The sequence below is a fragment of the Streptomyces barkulensis genome (assembly GCF_002843305.1).
In the GTDB taxonomy this organism is placed as follows: Bacteria; Actinomycetota; Actinomycetes; order Streptomycetales; family Streptomycetaceae; genus Streptomyces; species Streptomyces barkulensis.
This window is the reverse complement of record NZ_PGSG01000108.1, coordinates 122,285-140,635: the sequence shown is the minus strand read 5'-3', so window position 1 is coordinate 140,635 and position 18,351 is coordinate 122,285. Positions and strand designations below refer to the sequence as shown.

Genomic DNA, 18,351 nt, shown 5'->3' with positions numbered 1-18,351 from the left:
GCCGACTAGTCAACGTTCCACCCATGAGCAACCACCGCCGGACACGCGCCGGCGTAATGGCTCTGGACCACCAGGCTCAACACCTGGCGGCCGAGATGCTCCTTAGAAAGGAGGTGATCCAGCCGCACCTTCCGGTACGGCTACCTTGTTACGACTTCGTCCCAATCGCCAGTCCCACCTTCGACGATTCCCTCCCACAAGGGGTTGGGCCACCGGCTTCGGGTGTTACCGACTTTCGTGACGTGACGGGCGGTGTGTACAAGGCCCGGGAACGTATTCACCGCAGCAGTGCTGATCTGCGATTACTAGCGACTCCGACTTCATGGGGTCGAGTTGCAGACCCCAATCCGAACTGAGACCGGCTTTTTGAGATTCGCTCCACCTCGCGGCATCGCAGCTCATTGTACCGGCCATTGTAGCACGTGTGCAGCCCAAGACATAAGGGGCATGATGACTTGACGTCGTCCCCACCTTCCTCCGAGTTGACCCCGGCAGTCTCCTGTGAGTCCCCGTCACCCCGAAGGGCACGCTGGCAACACAGAACAAGGGTTGCGCTCGTTGCGGGACTTAACCCAACATCTCACGACACGAGCTGACGACAGCCATGCACCACCTGTACACCGACCACAAGGGGGCACGTGTCTCCACGTGTTTCCGGTGTATGTCAAGCCTTGGTAAGGTTCTTCGCGTTGCGTCGAATTAAGCCACATGCTCCGCCGCTTGTGCGGGCCCCCGTCAATTCCTTTGAGTTTTAGCCTTGCGGCCGTACTCCCCAGGCGGGGCACTTAATGCGTTAGCTGCGGCACGGACGACGTGGAATGCCGCCCACACCTAGTGCCCAACGTTTACGGCGTGGACTACCAGGGTATCTAATCCTGTTCGCTCCCCACGCTTTCGCTCCTCAGCGTCAGTATCGGCCCAGAGATCCGCCTTCGCCACCGGTGTTCCTCCTGATATCTGCGCATTTCACCGCTACACCAGGAATTCCGATCTCCCCTACCGAACTCTAGCCTGCCCGTATCGAATGCAGACCCGGGGTTAAGCCCCGGGCTTTCACATCCGACGCGACAGGCCGCCTACGAGCTCTTTACGCCCAATAATTCCGGACAACGCTCGCACCCTACGTATTACCGCGGCTGCTGGCACGTAGTTAGCCGGTGCTTCTTCTGCAGGTACCGTCACTTGCGCTTCTTCCCTGCTGAAAGAGGTTTACAACCCGAAGGCCGTCATCCCTCACGCGGCGTCGCTGCATCAGGCTTGCGCCCATTGTGCAATATTCCCCACTGCTGCCTCCCGTAGGAGTCTGGGCCGTGTCTCAGTCCCAGTGTGGCCGGTCGCCCTCTCAGGCCGGCTACCCGTCGTCGCCTTGGTGGGCCGTCACCCCACCAACCAGCTGATAGGCCGCGGGCTCATCCTGCACCGCCGGAGCTTTCCACCACCGCGGATGCCCGCGGTGGTCGTATCCGGTATTAGCTCCGGTTTCCCGGAGTTATCCCAGAGTGCAGGGCAGATTGCCCACGTGTTACTCACCCGTTCGCCACTCTTCCCCTCCCGGAGGAGGTTCATCGTTCGACTTGCATGTGTTAAGCACGCCGCCAGCGTTCGTCCTGAGCCAGGATCAAACTCTCCGTGAATGTCTCCCCGTACTCGGGGGGTCACATCCGCGCAGAGCGGCACCGGCGGAAAGGAATGATTTCCGCGGTGCGCAGCGTCCTCGCTGTGTGATGTTTCAAAGGAACCTCATTCCCCGGCCGAGCGGCCCGGGAACGGGGTATCAACATATCTGGCGTTGACTTTTGGCACGCTGTTGAGTTCTCAAGGAACGGACGCTTCCTTCGGCACCCCTTCCGGGGCCCCTCCGGGCGCTTCCCTTCGGTGTTTCCAACCTTACCAGAACCATTTTCCGGTCCGTTTCCGTCCCGTTCACTGATTCCGGCTGCAGAGAACCTGCCAGTGCAAGACTGGATCCGGTTCCCGTTCGGCGGAGGCTTAAACGTACTGGAGCGGGGCGCCCGGATGCAAATCCGGGTGCCCCGCCCTTGGTTGAGCCTCAGACCTCGACGACCACGGGGAGGATCATGGGCCGGCGGCGGTAGTTGTCCGACACCCACCTGCCCACCACGCGGCGGACGAGCTGCTGTACCTGGTGCGGCTCGGAGATGCCGTCCTGAGCCGACTTTGCCAGGGCCTCGTCGATCCTGGGGATCACCGACTCGAAGTCCTTGTCGTCGATGCCGGAACCCCGGGACTGAATGTGCGGGCCGCCCGTGATCTTGCCGGTGGTGCTGTCCACCACCACGAAGATCGAGATGATCCCCTCCTCGCCCAGGATCCGGCGGTCCTTCAGCGACGACTCGGTGACGTCGCCGACCGACAGGCCGTCGACGTAGACGTAGCCCGCCTGAACCTTTCCGACGATCTTGGCCCTGCCGTCGACCAGGTCGACCACCACGCCGTCCTCGGCGATCACGATGTGGTCCTTGGCCACACCGGTCTGCGCGCCCAGTTCCGCGTTGGCGCGCAGATGGCGCCACTCGCCGTGGACCGGCATCAGGTTCTTCGGCCGGCAGATGTTGTAGAAGTACAGCAGTTCGCCGGCCGAGGCGTGGCCGGAGACGTGGACCTTGGCGTTGCCCTTGTGGACGACGTCGGCGCCCCATCGGGTCAGCCCGTTGATCACCCGGTAGACCGCGTTCTCGTTACCCGGGATCAGCGAGGAGGCCAGGATCACCGTGTCGCCGGGGACGATGCGGATCTGGTGGTCCCGGTTGGCCATCCGCGACAGTGCCGCCATCGGCTCGCCCTGCGATCCGGTGCAGACGAGCACCACCTCGTCGTCCAGCAGATCGTCCAGCGTCTTGACGTCCACGACGAGCCCCGCGGGCACCTTGAGGTAGCCCAGGTCCCGGGCGATGCCCATGTTCCGGACCATCGACCGGCCGACGAAGGCGACACGGCGGCCGTACTCGTGGGCCGCGTCGAGGATCTGTTGGATGCGGTGGACATGGCTGGCGAAGCTCGCCACGATGATGCGCTTGCGCGCTCCGGCGAACACCTGGCGCAGCACCTGGGAGATGTCGCGCTCGTGCGGGGTGAAGCCCGGCACCTCGGCGTTCGTGGAGTCCGACAGCAGCAGGTCGATGCCCTCCTCCCCCAGCCGTGCGAAGGCTCGCAGGTCGGTGAGGCGGCGGTCCAGCGGAAGCTGGTCCATCTTGAAGTCGCCGGTGTGCACGGCCATGCCCGCGGGGGTGCGGACGGCGACGGCCAGGGCGTCGGGGATGGAGTGGTTGACCGCCACGAACTCGCAGTCGAACGGACCGATGCGCTCGCGGTCGCCCTCGGTCACCTCGAGGGTGTAGGGGCGGATGCGGTGCTCCTGGAGCTTGGCCTCGATCAGGGCCAGGGTCAGTTTGGATCCGATCAGCGGGATGTCCGGCTTCTCCCGCAGCAGGTACGGGACGCCGCCGATGTGGTCCTCGTGTCCGTGGGTCAGGACGATGCCGTCGATGTCGTCCAGCCGGTCCCGTACGGAGCTGAAGTCCGGGAGGATCAGGTCGACTCCGGGCTGCTCCTCCTCGGGGAAGAGGACGCCGCAGTCGACGATGAGCAGCCGGCCTCCGTACTCGAAGACGGTCATGTTGCGGCCGATCTCCCCCAGGCCGCCCAGCGGGGTGACGCGCAGGCCGCCCTCGGGCAGGGGCGGCGGCGGGCCGAGTTCGGGATGCGGGTGACTCAAAAGTCTCTCCTCACCACGCGCGCCACGCACCCTGGCGGGCACGTGGCGCGCGATCGTCGTGCACTTGCAGTTGTTGGTCCGTATCCAGTTGTGAAGTCTGTTTCAGAGCTGTACCCCGCCGGCGGCGAGATCGCGCTTGAGCTGCTCGGTCTCCTCCGGGGTCAGCTCGACGAGCGGCATGCGCAGGGAGCCTGCCGGCAGCCCCTGGAGCGCGAGGGCGGCCTTGACGGTGATCACGCCCTGGGTGCGGAACATGCCGGTGAAGACCGGCAGCAGCTTCTGGTGGATCTCCATCGCCTTGGTGACGTCGCCGCTGAGGTGGGCATCCAGCAGGGCGCGCAGTTCGGGGGCGACCACATGGCCGACGACCGAGACGAAACCGACGGCGCCGACGGACAGCAGCGGGAGATTGAGCATGTCGTCGCCGCTGTACCAGGCGAGTCCGCTGGTGGCGATGGCCCAGCTCGCACGCCCCAGGTCGCCCTTGGCGTCCTTGTTGGCGACGATCCTGGGGTGTTCGGCCAGTCGGACGATGGTCTCGGTGTTGATGGGGACGCCGCTGCGGCCGGGGATGTCGTAGAGCATGACCGGCAGGCCGGTGGCGTCGGCGATGGCGGTGAAGTGCCGGTACAGGCCCTCCTGCGGGGGCTTGCTGTAGTACGGCGTGACGGCCAGCAGGCCGTGGGCGCCGGCCCGCTCGGCCGCACGGGCCAGTTCCAGGCTGTGCCGCGTGTCGTTGGTGCCGGCTCCGGCGACGACGTGGGCGCGGTCTCCGACCGCCTCGACCACGACCCTCACGAGCTGGGCTTTCTCCGCATCGCTGGTGGTCGGGGACTCGCCGGTGGTGCCGTTGACGACGATGCCGTCGTTACCGGCGTCCACCAGGTGGGCGGCGAGCTGCTGCGCGCCGTCGAGGTCGAGATCGCCGTCCGCGGTGAACGGCGTGACCATCGCGGTCAGGACCCGCCCGAAGGGCGTCTGCGGTGTGGAGGTCGGAGCCATGGGTCCCACGCTACTCGCAGCCTGAGGTCCGGCGCGCCCTCGGGAGGCGGATGAGGAGCCCGGCACTGTCCGCTCGGGGGTTCAGACAGTGCCGGGTCCGTGGGAAAAGCGTAGACGAACATCCTCAAAAGCCGCAATCCGGGCATAGATCGCAGCAGTCCGTGCGCTACGGCGCGACCCGCCCGTTGGTGTTGAACGCCTCGTGCGTCAGCGGCATGAGACCGGCCCAGTGCGCCTCCATCCGCTCGGCGACCATCTCGATCTCCCGCTGCGGGAAGGAGGGCACCTTCGCCAGCTCATGCTGGGTACGCAGCCCCAGGAAGTGCATCAGCGACCGGGCGTTGCAGGTGGCGTACATCGAGGAGTAGAGACCGACCGGAAGGGCCGCGCGGGCGACCTCGCGGGCGATGCCGGCGTCCAGCATCTCCCGGTACGCCTCGTAGGAGCGGCGGTAGCTGTCCTCAAGGGTTCGGACGGTGCCCCGGTGCTGCTCGGCCGTGCCCTCGACGAACCGGTACTTGCCCGGACGTCCCTCCTGCACCAGCTTGCGGGAGGTGTCCGGCACGTAGAAGACGGGCTCCAGCTCCCGGTACCTGCCGCTCTCCTCGTTGTAGCTCCAGCCGGCCCTGTGGCGGTGGAACTCGCGGAAGACGAACAGCGGCGCGCTGATGAAGAAGGTCATCGAGTTGTGCTCGAACGGGCTGCCGTGCCGGTCGCGCATCAGGAAGTTGATCAGCCCCCTGGATCGCTGTGGATCCTTCTCCAGTTCCTCCAGGGACTGCTCACCCGCGGTGGAGACCCGCGCCGCCCACAGCACGTCGGTGTCTGCGGCCGAGTGTTTGACCAGCTCGACGGTCATGTCACTGCGGAGACGGATGTCGGGGGCGTCGGACACCGGGAATCCTTTCGGTCGTGCCACGCGGGAAGTCGGGGCGGCGCACAGCCTATGGCGGGGGCGAGCCGGGAGGTGACCTCGCCCCCCGGCTCGCCCCCGCGGGCGCGGCGGCGGACACGGCGACGGGCGCGGCGACGGACACGGTCACTGATATTCTTCCGGAAGCCGCAGAAAACGGGCACTTGCCCGAACGCCTGGACGTTCTCCCCGTGGCAGTACAGATCCCCCTTCGAGGAGCAGCAGCAGATGGTCCGCCGCGAGGAGTCCGTGCCCTTCGCCTTCGTCGCCGAATCCGGGCACTTCCGCAGTAACGTCACTCCCCCGCGCCGCCGTCCGTCGAGGACGGACCTGGCCGGTCGCGTGCTGCTGGGGGTGGTCGTGGTCGCCGGCCTCGTGGGATCCCTGCTTCTGGGGATGCCCGCCCTGGAGACCCCGCGTCCGCAGGACGGCAGGCCGGACCAGCCGACCGCCGCCGAGAGCCGCTGATAATCTCCTCGCTCACAGGCCCCCACCCACTGTGTCCGTGAGCGAGGATCCCGTGCCACTGCACTTCCTGACGGCCGACGGCGAACTGGACGCCACAGCCTCCGAAGAACCGCTGCCGTACGAGGAGCGGGAGAGATGGCGGCGTCCCTACCGGCCGGGCCCCTGGCGGGTCGCCGGAGCGGCGCTGGCGCTGCTGCTCGCCGCCTACATGCTGATGTCCACCCTGATCATCGCCATGGCGGGCGCCACCGCGGAGGCGGTCGTGTGCCTGCTGGTCGCGGCGCTGGTGATCGTGTACGCGCTGCGGCTGCTGCGGGTGGGGGTGTGGGTCGGCGCCCGCGGGATACGCCAGGTGGGCCTGGTCTCGACCACGACGCTTTCCTGGCGCGAGGTCTCGGCCGTGCGCACCGTGCAGCAGCCGGTGAAATGGCTGGGCCTGCCGCGGACCGTGCAGGGTCAGGCCCTGCTCGTCGAACCGCGGCGCGGCGAGGCGCTGCGGCCGGTGCTGACCGACCACAACGCCGACTTCCTGTCCCGCCCCGGCTCCTTCGACCAGGCGGCGGACGTGGTCGAGGGCTGGGCCGCGGAGAACCGCCGCCCCTAGGGCGTGTTCTGACCCGCACCGGTCCGGCGGGCCCGGGGGCGGCCGGCGCCGTTCAGGCGGCGGTCTCCCGCACGGGCCCGCCGTCGTGCAGCGCGATGGCGCGCTGCATGGCCTTGCGGGCCCGCGGGGTGTCCCGAGCGTCGTGGTAGGCCACGGCCAGCCGGAACCAGCAGCGCCAGTCGTCCGGGGTGGCCTCGGTCTCCTCCTTGCGCCGGGCGAAGACCTCGTCGGCCGACGCCTTGTCCACGCGTCCCCCCGCCGTCCGCGCGGGCCCGTCCTGCGGCAGCCCGCCCTCGGCCTCCAGCTCCCGCGCCAGACGGCCGGCGTTCCGCGCGAAGCGGGTGTTGTGCCACAGGAACCAGGCGCCGACGCAGGGAAGGACGAAGGCGACGGCCCCCATCCCCATCGCCGCGGGCTCGCCCGTCCTCAGCAGCAGCACGCCCTGCATGGCCACCACCGCGAAGACGGCGACCAGCGAGACGGCGAGGAAGGCGTAGGTGATCTTTCCGCCCATGGTTCTCAGTCCAGGTCCATGAAGTGCTCCAGCCCCACGGTGAGGCCGGGGGTGCCCGTCACACGGCGTACGCCCAGCAGGATGCCGGGCATGAAGCTGCTGTGGTGCAGTGAGTCGTGGCGGATGGTGAGGGTCTCGCCGGTGTCGCCGAAGAGCACCTCCTGGTGCGCCAGCAGTCCGCGCAGCCGCACCGCGTGCACCGGAATCCCGTCCACGTCCGCGCCACGGGCGCCGTCGAGGGCGGAGGTGGTGGCGTCCGGCTGCGGAGGGCAGCCCGCCTCGGCCCGTGCCTCGGCGATGAGCCGGGCGGTGCGGGTGGCGGTGCCGGAGGGCGCGTCGGCCTTGTTCGGATGGTGCAGCTCGACGACCTCGGCGGATTCGAAGAAGCGGGCGGCCTGCCGGGCGAAGCGCATGGTCAGCACGGCGCCGATGGAGAAGTTCGGCGCGACCAGCACTCCGGTGCCCGGGGAGGCCTCCAGCCAGGTGCGCAGCTTCCCGAGGCGCTCGTCGGTCCAGCCGGTGGTGCCGACGACGCCGTGGATGCCGTGACCGACGCAGAACTCGAGGTTGCCCATCACCGCGTCGGGGTGCGTCAGGTCCACCGCGACCTGGGCGCCCGCCTCGGTGAGCGCCTCCGGGGAGTCGTCCTTGTCCAGGGCGGCGACGAGTTCCATGTCGTCGGCGCCCTCCACGGAGCGGGCCGCCTCGGAGCCGATGCGGCCCTTCGCGCCGAGGACTGCTACGCGGAGCTTGCTCATGTGCGTGTTCCCTTTCACGGGTACGGGCCCCTGCGGGGCCCGGGTCGGGCGGATCGGCCGGGCCGGGCGGGCGGGCCCGCGGTCAGGCGACGGCTTCGTCCAGGCGGGCGCTCTGCCGGTCGGTCAGCGGCCCGATGACCGACAGCGAGGGCCGCCATCCCAGGATCTCGCGGGCCACCGAGCGGATGTCGTCGGGGGTGACGGAGGCGATCTTCGCGAGCATCCCGTCGACCGACAGCTGCTCGCCCCAGCACAGCTCGCCCTTGCCGATGTGGTTCATCAGCGCGCCGGTGTCCTCCATGCCCATGACCGTGGAGCCGGAGACCTGACCGATGGCGCGGCGCAACTCCTCGTCATCCAGGCCGTGCGAGGCGACGTGGTCGAGTTCGTCGCGGCAGATCTTCAGCACGTCGTGGACCAGGTTGGGGCGACAGCCCACGTACACGCCGAACAGTCCGCAGTCGGCGAAGCCGGAGGTGTAGGAGTACACGCTGTAGGCCAGCCCGCGCTTCTCGCGCACCTCCTGGAACAGCCGGGAGCTCATCCCGCCGCCCAGGGCCGCGCTGAGCACTCCGAGCGCCCAGCGGCGTTCGTCGGTGCGGGACAGCCCGGGCATGCCGAGGATGACGTGGGCCTGCTCGGTGGCGCGGTCCAGCAGGTCGACGCGGCCCGCGGTGCGGATGCGGCGCGAGCCGCTCCGGGGGGCGACGGGCTCGGCGTCGGTGCGGCCCAGGGCGCCCGCGCGTTCGAAGGCCTCGCTCACCTGGCGTACGACCGTGTCGTGGTCGAGGTTGCCGGCGGCGGCGACGACCAGGTGGGTGGGGTCGTAGTGCCGGCGGTAGAACCGTGCGATCTGGTCGCGGGTGAGGGCGTTGATGGTCTCGGTGGTGCCCAGGACCGGGCGGCCCAGCGGGGTGTCGCCGAGCATGGTCCTGGCGAACAGGTCGTGGACGCAGTCCCCGGGATCGTCCTCGGTCATGGCGATCTCCTCCAGGACGACGTTGCGCTCGGCGTCGACGTCCTCGGAGCGGATCAGCGAGCCGGTCAGCATGTCGCAGACGACGTCGACCGCCAGCGGCAGGTCGGTGTCCAGGACCCGGGCGTAGTAGCAGGTGAACTCCTTCGCCGTGAAGGCGTTCATCTCACCGCCGACCGCGTCGATCTCCGCGGAGATGTCCAGGGCGCTGCGCCGCCCGGTGCCCTTGAAGAGCAGGTGCTCCAGATAGTGGGTGGCGCCGCCCAGCGCGGGTGTCTCGTCGCGGGAGCCGACCCGCGCCCAGATGCCGAAGGTGACGGAGCGGACGGTCGGCACCGACTCGGTGACGACCCGCAGGCCGCCGGGGAGCACGGTCTTGCGGACGGTGCCCGCGCCGTTCCCGGCGGCGGTGGCCGACGGGGACCAGCGTCCGGGGGTGTGGGCGGGCACGGGGCCGGCGGCCGGGCGGGAGGTGTGATGAGGACGGGCGACGGCCCGCCCCACCGGGGCGGTGGGGCGGGCCGTCGTACGGGGCGTGCGCGTCACTTGGTCGCGGTGTCCTTCGCGTCGGTGGTCTCGGCGCCTTCCTTCTCGTCCTCCTCGAGGACCGGGATCAGCGACAGCTTGCCGCGCTGGTCGATCTCGGCGATCTCGACCTGGACCTTCTGGCCGACCCCCAGCACGTCCTCGACGTTCTCCACGCGCTTGCCGCCGGCGAGCTTGCGGATCTGCGAGATGTGCAGCAGGCCGTCCTTGCCCGGGAGGAGGGAGACGAAGGCTCCGAAGGTGGTGGTCTTCACGACCGTGCCCAGGTACCGCTCGCCGACCTCGGGCATCGTCGGGTTGGCGATGCCGTTGATGGTGGCGCGGGCGGCCTCGGCGGCCGGGCCGTCGGCGGCGCCGATGTAGATCGTGCCGTCGTCCTCGATGGTGATGTCGGCGCCGGTGTCCTCCTGGATCTGGTTGATCATCTTGCCCTTGGGGCCGATGACCTCGCCGATCTTGTCGACCGGGATCTTCACGGTGATGATCCGCGGCGCGTTGGGGGACATCTCGTCCGGAACGTCGATGGCCTCGCTCATCACGTCCAGGATGTGCAGGCGGGCGTCGCGGGCCTGCTTGAGGGCCGCGGCCAGCACGGAGGCCGGGATGCCGTCCAGCTTGGTGTCGAGCTGGAGGGCGGTGACGAACTGGCGGGTGCCGGCGACCTTGAAGTCCATGTCGCCGAAGGCGTCCTCCGCACCGAGGATGTCGGTGAGGGTGACGTAGTGGGTCTCGCCCTCGATCTCCTGGGAGATCAGGCCCATGGCGATACCGGCGACCGGCGCCTTGAGCGGCACGCCGGCGTTCAGCAGCGACATGGTGGAGGCGCACACCGAGCCCATGGACGTCGAGCCGTTGGAGCCCAGCGCCTCGGAGACCTGGCGGATGGCGTACGGGAACTCCTCGCGGGTGGGCAGCACCGGGACGATCGCCCGCTCGGCCAGCGCGCCGTGGCCGATCTCGCGGCGCTTGGGGGAGCCGACGCGGCCGGTCTCGCCGGTGGAGTACGGCGGGAAGTTGTAGTTGTGCATGTAGCGCTTGCGCGTCACCGGCGAGAGGGTGTCGAGCTGCTGCTCCATGCGAAGCATGTTGAGGGTGGTGACGCCCAGGATCTGGGTCTCGCCGCGCTCGAACAGCGCCGAGCCGTGAACCCGCGGGATCGCCTCGACCTCGGCGGCCAGGGTGCGGATGTCGGTCAGCCCGCGGCCGTCGATGCGCTTCTTCTCCTTGATGACGCGCTCGCGGACCAGGGCCTTGGTCAGCGAGCGGTACGCCGCGGAGATCTCCTTCTCGCGCCCCTCGAACTGCGGCAGCAGCTTCTCGGCGGCCAGCGCCTTGACGCGGTCGAGCTCACTCTCGCGCTCCTGCTTGCCGGCGATGGTCAGCGCCTGGGACAGCTCGTCGCGGACGGCCGCCTGGAGCGCCTCGTACACGTCGTCCTGGTAGTCCAGGTAGATCGGGAACTCGCCGACCGGCTTGGCGGCCTTGGCGGCCAGGTCCGACTGGGCCTTGCACAGGGCCTTGATGAAGGGCTTGGCGGCCTCCAGGCCGGCGGCGACGACCTCCTCGGTCGGCGCCTCGGCGCCGCCCTTGACCAGCTCGACGGTCTTCTCGGTGGCCTCGGCCTCGACCATCATGATCGCCACGTCGCCGTCGGGCAGGACACGGCCGGCGACGACCATGTCGAAGACGGCCTCCTCCAGCTCGCTGTGGGTGGGGAAGGCCACCCACTGGCCGCGGATCAGGGCGACGCGGGTGCCGCCGATCGGGCCCGAGAAGGGCAGGCCGGCCAGCTGGGTGGAGCAGGAGGCGGCGTTGATGGCGACCACGTCGTAGAGGTGATCGGGGTTGAGCGCGAGGATCGTCTCGACGATCTGGATCTCGTTGCGCAGGCCCTTCCTGAAGGACGGGCGCAGCGGGCGGTCGATCAGGCGGCAGGTGAGGATCGCGTCCTCGCTGGGGCGGCCCTCGCGGCGGAAGAAGGAGCCGGGGATCTTGCCCGCGGCGTACATCCGCTCCTCGACGTCGACCGTCAGGGGGAAGAAGTCCAGCTGCTCCTTGGGGTGCTTCGAGGCGGTGGTGGCCGACAGCACCATGGTGTCGTCGTCCAGGTAGGCCACGGCGGAGCCGGCGGCCTGGCGGGCCAGGCGGCCCGTCTCGAAACGGATGGTGCGGGTGCCGAAGGATCCGTTGTCGATGACGGCCTCGGCGTAGTGGGTCTCGTTCTCCACCAGGGAAATCTCCTCGTCTGCGTCCGTGCCCGTGTGGCGCGGACGGTTGCGGTGGAGCGTCTTCCCGTGCGGGCCGGTCTTCGATCGAAGCTCCCGGGGGCTTTTCGCCCGGGGGCCACTACCGAGGACCGGCGGCGTGAAGGCGCTCCGCCTCGTTCTCATATGTCGTTGTGGGACCAGACTACAAAGCTTCCGGTCTCCGTGAGTGCCTGTGAGGTGCCGCGAGTACGGCGAAGGGAGCGGTTCCCCTGCCGGGAACCGCTCCCTCTCACGGCGTACTACCGGGCGCCGGCCGCACCGCGGCGGATGCCCAGGCGCTCGACCAGCGCGCGGAAGCGCTGGATGTCCTTCTTCGCCAGGTACTGCAGCAGGCGGCGGCGCTGGCCGACCAGGAGCAGCAGGCCCCGGCGGGAGTGGTGGTCGTGCTTGTGGGTCTTCAGGTGCTCGGTGAGGTCCGAGATGCGGCGGGTGAGCATCGCGACCTGGACCTCGGGGGAGCCGGTGTCGCCCTCCTTGGTGGCGAACTCGGCCATGATCTGCTTCTTCGTAGCGGCGTCGAGCGACACGCGATACTCCTTGGGTTTTCGTCGAGGCCACCGAGTGCCCCTGGTCTTCCGCGCAGGGGATCTTCCACGACTCGGGAGGCGGGGTCCGCTGGGCGCTGTCTCCAGGTGGTCACCGGAAGACGCGTACACAAACGGCCGCCGACAACCCTACCAGCCGTGCGACGGGCCGCTCACCGCAGGTCGCCGCCGGGCGGCCGAGCCCCCGGGGCGGGCGGGGGCGGCCGGGAGGTCCGTCTCAGCCGGTCATGCTCCGTGCCGCGGAGTAGGCGTCCAGCACCGCCAGGCACAGCGGGATCAGCGACAGCAGGACGAAGCCCTCGGCGAAGTCGAGGAAACGGCCCCAGAAGGGGGTGACGCCGCGCCGCGGCACGATCAGGCCGATGGCCGTGGCCAGTGCCGCCGCACCGGCCAGGGCGGCCGACAGCCAGACGGTGCGCAGATCCAGCGGACCGCTGTCCCCGGCCAGCAGTTCGCCCACCAGGTCGGCGGGCGGGTTGAGGGCCAGACCGAGGGCGAGGAGCGCCAGCGCGGCCAGTCCCGCGGCGAGGGTGCAGGCGACCTGGGCGGTGTAGCGGAACAGGCGGGCGCGCGTCAGCGCCGCCAGGCCGGCGGCCAGGGCGAGGAGCTGCCCCCAGCCGGAGTCGGAGAAGCCCAGAACGGCCGCCGAGGCGACGGTGACGGCCGAGCAGCCGCCGACGAGGCCGAGCAGCGTCTCGTGGCCGCGGCGGGCCTGGGCCGCGATGCGGTCCGCGTCGACGGGGCCTGCGGTGTCGGGGGCGGCGTCGGGGTCCTCGTCATAGCGCATGGTGCCGGTGCGCGGCGCGTTGTAGCCGATGGGCAGCCGGGCGAAACGGGCGGACAGGCCGGGCAGGAAGGCGATGGCGCCGATCGCCACGGGGGCGCACACGGCCGCGGTCTGCACCGGGCTCAGCCCGGCGAGGATGCCGGTGAAGGTGGCCAGGGTGCCGATGGCGGCGGCGAAGGCGGCGGCGACGAACGGGCCGTCCCCGCCCGGCGTGGCGGCGATCAGGGCGACGGAGGCGACGAGGACGGCCACGCATCCGAGCAGGAACTGGAGTCTGCCGATGCCTCCGCCGTCCACCAGGGGCAGCAGCCCGGAACCTGCGATCATCACATGCGGCAGGGAGGCGAGTCCGAGCGCCGTCGCGCTGGGGCGGTCGTCGTACACCCGGGCCCGTACCGCCGCGAAGGCGATCAGCAGCACTCCGGTCACGGCGGCGAGGACGCCCGGCAGGCTGTGCATGTCGTGGCGGACCGGATCGGCGAACCACAGCACGAAGGCCATGAGCGACAGCAGCACCACGCCACCGACCAGCCCGGCGCCGCGCATCAGGTCCTCGCTCCACATCCTGCGGTCCTTCGAGACCGCGGAGGCGACCGCGTCGGAGACGTCGTCGAAGACGGCCGGCGGCAGCGACTCGGCGAACGGGCGGAGGCTGAGGACCTCGCCGTCCAGAACCTGCTGGGCGGCCAGGGAGCGGGCGCTGTCGAGCACACCGCCGTCGCGGCGCACCAGGTGGTAGCCGACGGGTGCGCCCTCGGCGGAGGCCTGGCCGCTGAGGCGGAGGATCTCGGGGTACAGGTCGGCGACCGGGACGTCCTCGGGGAGCGCCACGTCGATACGGCTGTCGGGCGCGACGATGGTGACCCGGCAGAAGCCGGTGGCGGCTGCCGGTGCAGTCGTACTCACCTTGAGATCCCCCTCGTGGGCTGCTCGCTGGCTCACTGGCTCCACACGATGCGCACGGACCTTTTGCGGTAACCCCGCGTTCTCCCGCGGCTTTTCACCCCTGGCCGACCGCTCACGCTGCGCATATGTCGCGCGCCACCCTACCGCCCCCCGGCACCGTCGGCTGCCAGTAGTATCGCCCCGCGCGGACGGGGTCCGTCGCCACGGGGGCGTCGGCAGACACACCACCGTCCCGCTCTGCCCGAGGGATTGATGCTTCCGTGAGCCAGATCGTCGTCAAGCGTCCGCCGCGGGTGCTGCCGCCCAGCGTGCCCGGCGAGGATCTGAGGCTTGAACCACCGCCCGAACTCCCGCGCGGACAGCAGGAGAGCGTGCTGTTCCAGCTTCTGCCGATGCTGGGCATGGGCGGTTCGGTGGTCTTCTTCTTCATGCCGAACGCCCATCCGTTCATGCGCATCATGGGCGTGATCATGATCGCGTCCACCCTGGCCATGCTCGTCGCCACCATCGTGCGGTACCGGCGGGGCACACAGGGCGAGATGGCCCAGATGCGCCGCGACTACCTCAAGTACCTGGCGCAGACCAGGCGCAGGGTCCGCAGGACGGCGCGGATGCAGCGGGACGCGCAGTACTACCTGCACCCCTCGCCGGACCAGCTGTGGGCCCTGGTCGCCGAGTCCTCCCCGCGCTTCGCCGGGGAGGCGCCCAGCCGGGTGTGGGAACGGCGTGCGAGCGACGACGACTTCGTGCACGTGCGTGTCGGCCTGGGCGAGCAGCGGCTCGCCACCGCGCTGGTGGCTCCGGAGACGGCTCCGGTGGACGAGCTGGAGCCGCTGACGGCCGGCGCGATGCACCAGTTCCTGCAGACGCAGGGCACCGTCGCGAACCTGCCGATGGCCGTCTCCCTGCGCGCCTTCTACCACCTGACGGTGAGCGGCGACCCGGACTCGGTGCACGGTGCCGTCCGCGCCATGCTCGCCTCCCTGGTCACCCTGCACTCCCCCGAGGACCTGATGGTCGGCGTGGTGACCGGGCGGGACGGCGCCGAGCGCTGGGAGTGGGCCAAGTGGCTGCCCCACGTCCAGGTCTCCGGTGTCGCCGACGGCGCGGGCAGCGGGCGGCTGATCACGGGCGACCCCGCGGGCCTGGAGCATCTGCTGGGCGCGAAACTGGAGGGCCGCCCCCGCTTCAACTCCTCCGCACCGCCGCTGCTGGACCAGCCGCACGTGGTGGTCGTGCTGGACGGCGGCTCCGTGGTGCCCCCGGACTCGATGCTGGCCTCCGCCGAGGGGCTGCAGGGTGTCACCGTCATCGAGGTCGTCCCCGGTGACATCGGCAGTCCGCGCGGCGGTCTGTCGGTGGTCGTACACCCCGGCGAGCTGCGGCTGGAGTCGGCGCACGGCGCGGTGTACCAGGGCCGGCCCGACTCCCTCTCCGCCGAGGCCGCCGAGGCACTGGCCCGCCAGCTCGCCCCGCTGCGCATGGGCACGGGCGGCGACGACGACGAACCGCTGCTGGCGAACCTGGAGTTCACCGACCTGCTGAGCCTGGGCGACGCCGCCTCGGTCGACGTACGGCGCACCTGGCGGCCACGGTCGACGGCCGAGCGGCTGCGGGTGCCCATCGGCGTGGGCGAGGCCGGCCAGCCGGTCATGCTGGACCTGAAGGAGGCCGCGCAGGACGGCATGGGCCCGCACGGCCTGTGCGTCGGCGCGACCGGTTCGGGCAAGTCGGAGCTGCTGCGCACCCTGGTGCTGGGCCTGGCGGTCACGCACTCCTCGGAGACGCTGAACTTCGTGCTGGCGGACTTCAAGGGCGGCGCGACCTTCGCCGGGATGTCGCAGATGCCGCACGTGGCGGCCGTGATCACCAACCTGGCCGACGACCTCTCGCTGGTCGACCGCATGGGCGACTCCATCCGCGGCGAGCTCAACCGCCGCCAGGAACTGCTGCGCGACGCCGGCAACTACGCCAACATCCACGACTACGAGCGGGCCCGGGCCGCGGGCGCCCCGCTGATCCCGCTGCCCTCGCTGGTGCTGGTCATCGACGAGTTCAGCGAACTGCTGACGGCCAAGCCGGACTTCATCGACATGTTCATCCAGATCGGCCGCATCGGCCGTTCGCTGGGCGTGCACCTGCTGCTGGCCTCGCAGCGTCTGGAGGAGGGCCGGCTGCGCGGTCTGGAGACCTATCTGTCGTACCGGATCGGTCTGCGCACCTTCTCCGCGGCCGAGTCCCGCGCGGCGCTGGGCGTGCCGGACGCGTACCACCTGCCGTCGGTGCCCGGCTCGGGCTATCTGAAGTTCGGCACCGACGAGATGGTCCGCTTCAAGGCCGCCTACGTCTCCGGGACCTACCGCTCCGGCGCCTCCGTCTCCGCCGGGGCCGCCGGCGGGCCGCTGCCCGCCGAGCGCCGGCCGGTGCTCTTCACCGCCAGGCCGGTGCCGGTGCCCGCCCCCCGGCGCGCCGAGCCCGCCCCGGCCCCCGTGCCCGCCGCCCCCGCCGACGACGACGCGCTGGCCGACACCGTTCTGGACGTCGTCGTGCGCCGGCTGGAGAACCAGGGTCCGGCCGCCCACCAGGTGTGGCTGCCGCCGCTGGACCAGGCGTCGCCGCTGGACGAGCTGCTGCCCGGTCTGACGGTGGCCCCCGGCCGCGGTCTGACCCAGCCGGACTACCAGCACGCGGGCCGGCTGACGGTGCCTCTGGGCCTGGTGGACAAGCCGTTCGAACAGCGGCGCGAGATGCTGCTGCGGGACTTCTCCGGCGCCGCGGGCCACATGCTGGTCGTCGGCGGTCCGCAGTCGGGCAAGTCCACCCTGCTGCGCACCCTGATCGCCTCCTTCGCCCTCACCCACACCCCGCAGGAGGTCCAGTTCTACGGGCTGGATTTCGGCGGCGGCGGTCTGACGGCCGTGAGGGACCTGCCGCACGTGGGCGGCATCGCCTCCCGGCTGGACCCGGAGCGGGTACGGCGGACCGTGGCCGAGGTCGCCGGTGTGCTCAACCAGCGCGAGGAGTACTTCCGGGCCAGCGGCGTCGACTCCATCGCCACCTTCCGGCGCCGCCGGGCCCGCGGGGAGATCACAGACCAGCCGTGGGGTGATGTGTTCCTGGTCATCGACGGCTGGGGCGCCTTCAAGCAGGAGTACGAGATGCTGGAGGCCGTCGTCACCGACATCGCCTCCCGCGGTCTGGGCTACGGCATCCACGTCGTGGTGGCGGCCTCCCGGTACATGGAGGTGCGGCCGGCCCTGAAGGACCAGCTGCTGAACCGGCTGGAGCTGCGGCTGGGCGACACCATGGACTCGGAGTTCGACCGCAAGGTCGCGGCGAACGTGCCCACCGGCGTCCCCGGGCGCGGCCAGACGCCGGAGAAGCTGCACTTCATGACCGCGGTGCCGCGTATCGACGGTGTCGCCTCCGACGAGGAGCTCTCCGACGCCACCGCCGCGCTGACCCGGACGGTGGCCGACGCCTGGCAGGGGCCCGCGGCCCCGCCGGTGCGGCTGCTGCCGCGCGAGCTGCCCGCCGACAGGCTGCCCGGGGGCGGCGACCACCCGCGGTACGGCGTCGCCTTCGGCATCGACGAGAACACCCTGCAGCCGGTCTTCGTCGACTTCGAGACCGACCCGTTCTTCCTGGTCTTCGGCGAGAGCGAGTCGGGCAAGACGGCGCTGCTGCGCCTGCTGGCCAAGCAGATCTGCGAGCGCTACACGCCCGACGAGGCGCGCATCGTCGTCGCCGACTACCGGCGCTCGCTGCTGGGCGACGTCCCCGACTCCCACCTGATCGTGTACGCCGCCATGTCCAACGCCATGGACACGCACATGGCCGCGATGAAGGACCTGATGGAGAAGCGCACCCCGCCGGAGGACGTCACCCCGCAGCAGCTGCGCGACCGCAGCTGGTGGCACGGCCCGAAGATGTTCATGGTCATCGACGACTACGAGCTGGTCTCCACCTCCAGCGGCAACCCGCTGGCGATGCTCGCCGAGCACCTGCCCTTCGCCCGGGACATCGGCGTCTGCTTCATCATCGCCCGCAGCTCCGCCGGGGCCTCCCGCGCCTCCTACGAGCCGTTCATGCAGCGCATCAAGGAGCTCGGGGCCCAGGGTGTGGTCCTCTCCGCCGACCCCGGCGAGGGAGACCTCCTCGGCAACGTCCGCGGCCGGCCGATGCCGCCCGGCCGGGGCCACTTCGTCTCCCGCAAGCGCGGGGCCCCGCTGGTCCAGGTGGGCTGGCTGCCCCCGAACTGACCCTCGCGGGCGGCGGTACGTCCGGCCCCACAGACCGTGCCGCCGCCCCAGGGCCTTCCCGGCCCGC

12 protein-coding genes and 1 rRNA gene are annotated in these 18,351 nt (G+C 70.3%); 3 read left to right on the top strand and 10 right to left on the bottom strand.

Translation table 11 applies throughout. The features are described 5' to 3' along the window. Nucleotides 1-106 precede the first annotated feature (106 nt). The 4 genes from CUT83_RS24580 to thyX form a co-directional block, all read right to left on the bottom strand. Nucleotides 107-1,634: ribosomal RNA gene (locus tag CUT83_RS24580) — 16S ribosomal RNA — on the bottom strand. Nucleotides 1,635-2,050: 416 nt separating this feature from the next. Beyond that, nucleotides 2,051-3,736, bottom strand: a complete 1,686-nt coding sequence (locus CUT83_RS24575; protein WP_101258014.1) for a ribonuclease J — start codon at nt 3,734-3,736, stop codon at nt 2,051-2,053. Between the two features lie 102 nt (nt 3,737-3,838). After that, nucleotides 3,839-4,738, bottom strand: a complete 900-nt coding sequence (gene dapA, locus CUT83_RS24570) for a 4-hydroxy-tetrahydrodipicolinate synthase (protein WP_101258013.1) — start codon at nt 4,736-4,738, stop codon at nt 3,839-3,841. Between the two features lie 166 nt (nt 4,739-4,904). Beyond that, a complete protein-coding gene (gene thyX, locus CUT83_RS24565) occupies nt 4,905-5,597 on the bottom strand; it encodes an FAD-dependent thymidylate synthase (RefSeq protein ID WP_240958368.1) in 693 nt (230 codons plus the stop codon). A gap of 282 nt (nt 5,598-5,879) precedes the next feature. Here thyX and CUT83_RS24560 point away from each other — a divergent pair, with 282 nt between their 5' ends. Together CUT83_RS24560 and CUT83_RS24555 are read left to right on the top strand one after the other, a co-directional pair. Continuing rightward, a complete protein-coding gene (locus tag CUT83_RS24560; RefSeq protein ID WP_101258011.1) occupies nt 5,880-6,119 on the top strand; it encodes a hypothetical protein in 240 nt (79 codons plus the stop codon). A 52-nt stretch (nt 6,120-6,171) separates the two neighbouring features. Beyond that, complete coding sequence (locus tag CUT83_RS24555; protein ID WP_101258026.1) at nt 6,172-6,723, top strand: SCO5741 family PH domain-containing membrane protein; 552 nt, start codon at nt 6,172-6,174, stop codon at nt 6,721-6,723. Between the two features lie 52 nt (nt 6,724-6,775). Here the strand turns inward: CUT83_RS24555 and CUT83_RS24550 are convergent, their stop codons facing one another. The 6 genes from CUT83_RS24550 to eccD all read right to left on the bottom strand — a co-directional run bounded on the left by CUT83_RS24550 (nt 6,776) and on the right by eccD (nt 14,022). Beyond that, the gene (locus CUT83_RS24550; RefSeq protein ID WP_101258010.1) at nt 6,776-7,237 is read right to left on the bottom strand and encodes a hypothetical protein; all 462 of its coding nucleotides are present in this window, start codon (nt 7,235-7,237) and stop codon (nt 6,776-6,778) included. A gap of 5 nt (nt 7,238-7,242) precedes the next feature. Then, nucleotides 7,243-7,995 (bottom strand): 4-hydroxy-tetrahydrodipicolinate reductase, encoded by a 753-nt coding sequence (dapB, locus tag CUT83_RS24545; protein ID WP_093850741.1) that lies wholly within the window; start codon nt 7,993-7,995, stop codon nt 7,243-7,245. A gap of 82 nt (nt 7,996-8,077) precedes the next feature. Further along, nucleotides 8,078-9,421 carry a M16 family metallopeptidase gene (locus tag CUT83_RS24540; protein WP_420882489.1) on the bottom strand — a complete coding sequence of 448 codons (1,344 nt, stop codon included), beginning with the start codon at nt 9,419-9,421 and terminating at the stop codon, nt 8,078-8,080. Between the two features lie 92 nt (nt 9,422-9,513). Further along, nucleotides 9,514-11,745, bottom strand: a complete 2,232-nt coding sequence (locus CUT83_RS24535; protein WP_101258008.1) for a polyribonucleotide nucleotidyltransferase — start codon at nt 11,743-11,745, stop codon at nt 9,514-9,516. Nucleotides 11,746-12,023: 278 nt separating this feature from the next. Continuing rightward, on the bottom strand, nt 12,024-12,311 hold the full coding sequence (gene rpsO / locus CUT83_RS24530) for a 30S ribosomal protein S15 (RefSeq protein ID WP_093662273.1): 288 nt from the start codon (nt 12,309-12,311) through the stop codon (nt 12,024-12,026). A gap of 235 nt (nt 12,312-12,546) precedes the next feature. Further along, nucleotides 12,547-14,022 carry a type VII secretion integral membrane protein EccD gene (eccD, locus tag CUT83_RS24525; protein WP_101258007.1) on the bottom strand — a complete coding sequence of 492 codons (1,476 nt, stop codon included), beginning with the start codon at nt 14,020-14,022 and terminating at the stop codon, nt 12,547-12,549. Nucleotides 14,023-14,282: 260 nt separating this feature from the next. On the opposite strand from eccD, the gene eccCa reads away from it, so the two are divergent. Further along, nucleotides 14,283-18,284 (top strand): type VII secretion protein EccCa, encoded by a 4,002-nt coding sequence (gene eccCa, locus CUT83_RS24520; RefSeq protein WP_101258006.1) that lies wholly within the window; start codon nt 14,283-14,285, stop codon nt 18,282-18,284. The last annotated feature ends 67 nt before the right edge of the window (nt 18,285-18,351 follow it).